This is a genomic window from Aquidulcibacter sp. (assembly GCF_020253525.1).
Lineage (GTDB): Bacteria > Pseudomonadota > Alphaproteobacteria > Caulobacterales > Aquidulcibacteraceae > Aquidulcibacter.
Window position 1 is genome coordinate 1 of record NZ_JADCBK010000154.1, and the last position, 5741, is coordinate 5741.

The 5741-nt window shown below is 57.7% G+C and carries 8 protein-coding genes; 6 read left to right on the forward strand and 2 right to left on the reverse strand.

Annotated features, from left to right (window positions below; all coding sequences use genetic code 11):
* Nucleotides 1-665 (reverse strand): flagellar type III secretion system pore protein FliP (fliP, locus tag IOB61_RS15535; protein WP_290818699.1); only part of this gene is annotated, 665 nt, incomplete at its 3' end.
* A 98-nt stretch (nucleotides 666-763) separates the two neighbouring features.
* Nucleotides 764-1090: a flagellar biosynthetic protein FliO gene (locus tag IOB61_RS15540; protein ID WP_290818686.1), complete on the reverse strand. Its 327-nt coding sequence runs from the start codon at nucleotides 1088-1090 to the stop codon at nucleotides 764-766.
* Between the two features lie 179 nt (nucleotides 1091-1269).
* Here IOB61_RS15540 and IOB61_RS15545 point away from each other — a divergent pair, with 179 nt between their 5' ends.
* The 6 genes from IOB61_RS15545 (at nucleotide 1270) to IOB61_RS15570 (ending at nucleotide 5569) form a co-directional block, all read left to right on the forward strand.
* Entirely contained in the window at nucleotides 1270-1713 is a 444-nt protein-coding gene (locus tag IOB61_RS15545; RefSeq protein ID WP_290818688.1) for a flagellar biosynthesis protein FlgB, read from the forward strand.
* An 11-nt stretch (nucleotides 1714-1724) separates the two neighbouring features.
* A complete protein-coding gene (flgC, locus tag IOB61_RS15550) occupies nucleotides 1725-2138 on the forward strand; it encodes a flagellar basal body rod protein FlgC (RefSeq protein ID WP_085338094.1) in 414 nt (137 codons plus the stop codon).
* Between the two features lie 28 nt (nucleotides 2139-2166).
* Entirely contained in the window at nucleotides 2167-2475 is a 309-nt protein-coding gene (gene fliE / locus IOB61_RS15555; protein ID WP_290818691.1) for a flagellar hook-basal body complex protein FliE, read from the forward strand.
* A gap of 71 nt (nucleotides 2476-2546) precedes the next feature.
* On the forward strand, nucleotides 2547-3455 hold the full coding sequence (locus tag IOB61_RS15560; protein ID WP_290818693.1) for a methyltransferase: 909 nt from the start codon (nucleotides 2547-2549) through the stop codon (nucleotides 3453-3455).
* Entirely contained in the window at nucleotides 3452-4201 is a 750-nt protein-coding gene (locus IOB61_RS15565; protein WP_290818695.1) for a pseudouridine synthase, read from the forward strand. Before IOB61_RS15560 ends, IOB61_RS15565 begins: the two co-directional genes overlap by 4 nt.
* A 42-nt stretch (nucleotides 4202-4243) precedes the next feature.
* Nucleotides 4244-5569: a serine hydrolase gene (locus tag IOB61_RS15570; RefSeq protein WP_290818697.1), complete on the forward strand. Its 1326-nt coding sequence runs from the start codon at nucleotides 4244-4246 to the stop codon at nucleotides 5567-5569.
* The last annotated feature ends 172 nt before the right edge of the window (nucleotides 5570-5741 follow it).

Sequence of the window (5741 nt, forward strand, 5' to 3'; positions counted from 1 at the left end):
CGCCAGCCATCCACCAGCACAAAGAAGATGAGCTTAAACGGCAGCGACACCACGACCGGTGGCAGCATCATCATGCCCATCGCCATCAAAAGCGAGGCCACCACCAGATCGATCACCAAAAATGGCACAAACAGCAAGAAGCCGATCTCAAAGGCGCGGCGCAATTCGGAAATCATAAAGGCCGGAGTCACCACGCGCATCGGCAAAGCTTGCGCATTTTGCGGTGTTGGGATGCGGGCGAGGCGGATGAAGAGCTCCAGATCCTTTTCCCGCGTCTGGGCCAGCATGAATTGCTTTAAGGGCTCGGTCGCGCGTGGCCAGGCTTGTTCCATCGTGACTTCTTGTCTGGTCAAAGGCGCAATGCCCTCATTCCAAGACCGCTCAAAGGTTGGCTGCATGATAAAGGCGGTCAAGAACAAAGCCAGCGAGACCATGACCGCATTGGGCGGCGCCTGTTGCAGGCCGATCGCGGTGCGCAAAAGCGACAAAACCACCACGATGCGCACAAAGCTTGTTGTCATGATCACGACCGACGGGGCAAGCGACAGAATAGTGATCAGTGCAACTGTCTGAACCACGCGCTCGGTGAGTCCTGTCCCGCTTCCAAGATCAAGATTGATAGACTGGGCCATGGCTGTAGCCACCCCCAACATCGAGGCCCCCATCGCACACACAAAAATGATGAGCCAGCGCTTGAGAAGCTGCTTGAGTTCGGCCCGAGACTGAGCTTGAGCGGTCGCGGCTTTTTTCGGGGCTTTTGACGTCATGACACTTGGCCTGAGGCTGAAGGGGCGGCGGACGGAGCGGGATAGTCGGTTTCTGGGTGGATGGGCTTGGAGCTAATGGTGCTTGCGCCCGTGGGCGAGACCAGGACCAGATGTTCCTGATCGTCACACCGGATAAGGATGGCACGAGTCCGCCCGGCATCCAGCCATAATTGCTCAACTAATTTCAGGCGGCCCTTGGTCAGGCTGGGCATTTGGCCTTGCATCAGACCATAGCGCCGGGCGAGCCAGGCTGCGCCCAGTAACAGGCCGAGGGTGACCGACAAGGCCGCCAGTGCCCGCACCATGTCCAAGAAAAGTTCCATTGGCCAGCCCTCTATCCTAGATGCCACACCACCCAGTTCGCGCGCATTCTTGCCCGCGTGATCCCGCGTCGCCCGCTCCGGTTAATCAAAGGTTAACAACATGCCTTCATGGTTCTTAATCAGTGCTTAACCATGATCACTTCATCATTACAGGTGCGAAGAATCGCAAGGATCAGGTCATGGGCATCACAGACACGCCATTTTTTAACGTTCTGCGCGAACGTATGGGCTTTCTGAATGAACGTCAGAAGCTCTTGGCCGAAAACGTCGCCAATGCCTCGACGCCCAAATATGTGCCGCGTGACTTAGATAATCGCGCCTTTGCCGATGCGATTGCCCGCCAGATGCCCCAAGCGCGAGGTGGTCTGGCAGGTGCTGCCCCGCTGGCCCCGGTCAAAATGGCGGCAACACGGGCAGGGCATATGGATGGCGGCGCACCAGCGGCCGGGTCCGGCAAGGCCATCAAAGCGCCCGACAGCGAAGTCACGCTGGATGGCAATGCGGTGGTCTTGGAAGAACAAATGATCAAAGTGGCCGATACGCGCATGAATTATGACGCGGCCTTGGGCCTCTATCAAAAAGGTTTGCAATTGATGCGCTTGGCATCGCGCAAGCCGCAATAGGAAGATAAGCCATGTCAGATATGAATGCTGCGCTCAATGTTGCTGCTTCCGGCCTTCGCGCCCAAACCGCGCGGATGAAGGTGATTGCGGAAAACATTGCCAACGCCAATTCCACCGCCCCCAATCCCGGGGCCGACCCCTATCAGCGCAAAGTCAGCGTATTTGGTCAGGTCCTCAATCGCGAAAATGGCACCACGGAAGTGAAAATGACCAAGGTACAGCGCGATACGTCTGACTTCCGTTTGCGCTATGACCCAACCCACCCCGGGGCCAATGCCGAGGGCTATGTGAAATTGCCAAACGTCAACACGCTGATTGAAAGCCTCGATATGCGTGAGGCCCAGCGTGCGTACGAAGCTAACCTCAATGTCGTTGAAAGCGCGCGGGCGATGATGTCACGCACGCTTGATCTCTTGCGCCGCTAAGCGGGCCTTTTCAGGAGAAACCTGAGCCATGAATTCAGCTGCCCTACTTGCTGCCAAAGCCTATGGTGCTGCCGCTGGTGGTGTTGCCCCCAGTACGGGCCCTGCCATTGCAGATACCAATTTCAACTTTTCGGCCATGCTGGCCCAACAAGTCTCTTCCACGGTGGAGGCAACCAAAGCCGCTGAAACCCAAGCCGCTCAGGCGGTAACGGGCAAGGCTGAAATGGTTGATGTGGTAACGGCTGTTGCCGCAGCCGAAGTGCAAATGGAAACCATGTTGGCCTTCCGCGATCAGGCGATCCAAGCCTATCAGGAAATCATGCGGATGCCGATCTAACCGCCATTTCTGCCCCATCAAACCTGTGTGGCGAACTTGTATCTCCATCCAATCTGGCTCAGATCAGGCTGATGAGCAGAAGTTTGATCTATGGCGATATTCCCTTTGGACTGGTTGATGTGCCCCACGATGGCGTGCAGGTTTCCCCGGTGCATCCAGGTGCCGTCGCCTTAGACGCCCTAAAAGAAGGCTCTTATACGGGCCTTGTGATGCGGGCACCGGCCAATACGATTGAGCGTCGTCATGAGATCGCTCTTGCCCTACGTGCACTGGCACCTGGTGCACCTTTGACGATCCTTGCCCCAAAGGATAAGGGCGGCACGCGTCTTGCCAAAGATTTGCTGGGCTTTGGTGTCATGGTCTCTGACCAACCCAAGCGCCATCACCGCATCTGCCAAGGCACGCGGCCCCAGACCTTACGACACATCGACGAAGCCTTGGCCGAGGGTGGGTTGCGTTTCTTGCCTGACCTCGACATTTGGGGCCAGCCGGGCCTCTTCAGCTGGGACCGCATGGATGCGGGGAGCCAAGCTTTGCTCGACGTCTTGCCTGCCCTAGCGGGCCAAATTGCCGATTTTGGCTGCGGGGCAGGGGTGCTGTCCCGCCAAGTGCTACACAGTGCGCAGGTCACGGCTGTAACCGGCTTTGACCTGGATCGACGCGCGATTGCAGCAGCCCACAAAGCGATTGTCGATCCGCGCTTTTCCACCGTCTGGGTCGATCTTGTTGCCGAAGGGGCGGGGGAGCACATGTTCGACGCCATCGTGATGAACCCACCCTTCCACCGCGCTGGCATCGAGGATCAGGGCTTGGGCGTGGCCATGATTGCCCGGGCGGCAGAGGTTTTGCGCCCCGGTGGCAGCTTATGGCTTACTGCCAACCGCCATCTACCCTATGAGGCCACCTTAAAGGCCCGCTTTGCCAGCTTCACGCTGAAAAACGAAGCGCAAGGCTTTAAAGTCTATCAGGCGATCCGATGAGCCGACCGGTACAGACTGCCCGTCTCGACCGTTTGCTAGCCAATATGGGCTATGGCTCGCGGCGCGATATTGGTCTGATGACCAAAGCGGGCTGGATCAGCTTGGATGGGCAAGCCGTGCGCGACCAGGCCACCCGTGTGCGTCTAGAGGCAGATCTGCCAGCCCGCCTTCTGATCCGCGGCAAAAGGCTTGATCCCTTACCCGGCATGGTCATCATGGTGCACAAACCCTTGGGCGTGACCTGTTCGCGCAAAGAGGCGGGCACACTCATTTATGACCTCCTGCCGGACCGATGGCGGGCGCGCGACCCTGCCTTATCCACAGTCGGGCGGCTCGATAAAGAGACTTCAGGCCTCATTCTCATGACCGATGATGGCGACCTGTTGCACAAAATCATCTCGCCCAAGCACCATGTACCCAAGCGCTATGTCGTCACGCTTGATCGCCCCCTAGACGGCACCGAGGCGGCCATTTTTGCGGCAGGAGGTCTCATGCTCGACGGCGAAACCAAGCCGCTTTTGCCCGCAGAGCTTGAAGTGACGGGCGCGCGTACGGCTAGGTTGACCCTGCATGAAGGCCGCTATCATCAGGTACGGCGCATGTTTGCTGCCATCGGCAATCACGTCACAGCCCTTCACCGCGATCAGATTGGCGCTTTAAGCCTGCCAGACGACCTAGAGGCCGGCAGTCTGCGCCTGATGACCGAGGCCGATGTTGCAAAACTATTTGCGGTTCCAGCCAAGTAAGGTCACGATCAACCAACAATAAACAAAGAGGGGAGGCCCGCCATGACTAAGACATTTATGAAAGCGCTCTGCGTATCACTCGCTTTTGCCGGCACAGTGACGGCCGGGGCAGCCTTGGCCCAAGCGCCAACCACGCCACCACCGCCACAGCCTCGTTTAGATTGGCAGAAGTCTGGCTATAATGTTGGCTTTCCAGCGCCAGCCGATAAGCGCGTCACCCGCGACAATGCCCTTGTTTATCCCTACACGGGCTGGAGCTATCAGCATGTGCGCGAATTGTTTCCAACCCGCAGTGTGGCGCGCGGCGGCCCGGTAAGCCCCTTGCCCAGCCAGCCGATCTCCCTCGATGATGTGACATTCAATGTGATGGATCTGGGCGGTAATCGCCGTCCGATCCGCTGGGCCGAGTTTGAAGCCGAAACCCATACCGATGCCATGCTCGTTTTGCATAAGGGCAAGATTGTTTATGAGCGCTATGCCAATGGCATGAGGCCTGAAAGCCAACATTTGCTGTTTTCAGTCACAAAGTCGTTTGTTGGCCTGATGGCAGAGCTTTTGATCCATGATGGCAAATTGGACGAGACCGCTAAAGTTACGACCTATGTGCCAGAGCTTGCAGGCTCGGCTTGGGAAACCGCGACCGTGCGCGATCTGATGGATATGCGCGACGGGGTTAGCTTTGATGAAAACTATGCCAACCCCAATGCTGAAATTCACCGCTATGCTTTGGCGTGGGGCTGGGGTCCTGCCAACATGCCAGCCCCGAAGGGCGTTTATGAAGCGCTCCCGACGCTTAAAACCCGCTTTGCAGATTCTGGTGGGCCATTTCGTTATCGCTCTGCGGCAACCGATGCTTTGGGCTGGGTGATTGTGCGGGCGAGCGGCCAGAGCCTTGCAAGCCTTGTCTCAGAACGGGTTTGGAAGAAGTTGGGCGTTGAACATGACGCGACCTGGGCGATTGATCCGGCTGGCCAGGAAATTGCCGCCGCAGGCCTCAATGTCACGGCCCGAGACCTTGCCCGCTTGGGCGAAATGCTGCGCCAAGATGGCCGCTTCAATGGCCAGCAAATCATCCCGGCAGCGGTCGTCCAAAAGATCAAGGCTGGCGGCGATAATGCCGCGTTTCGGGCCTCAAACCCCATTCCGGCGCGTCTCAACTGGTCGTATCGCAGCCAATTCTGGATCAGCCATGATGCCAATCAAAGCTTCAATCTGTTCGGTGTGGCTGGCCAGCGCGTCTATATCGACCCGAAAAACCAGATCGTCATCGTCCGCTTTGGCAGCCACCCTGTCTTATCCAACCTCTTTACCGCTGCCATTCATGATGCAGCCTTTGGCGCATTGACGACAAAGCTGACGGGAAGGTGAGGGGGCTTTGCCCCGAAGCCTAAGCCGGGATTTCCGACAGGGTTGTCATCCCGGACGGCGCAGCCGATCGGGGACTTCGTGCCGCAAAGTCCCACAAGGTCCCCGCTCTCCACGTCGTTCCGGCGGGGATGACATTGTTTTAGATGGTTTTATCTAGACGCGCTTTGGTAGA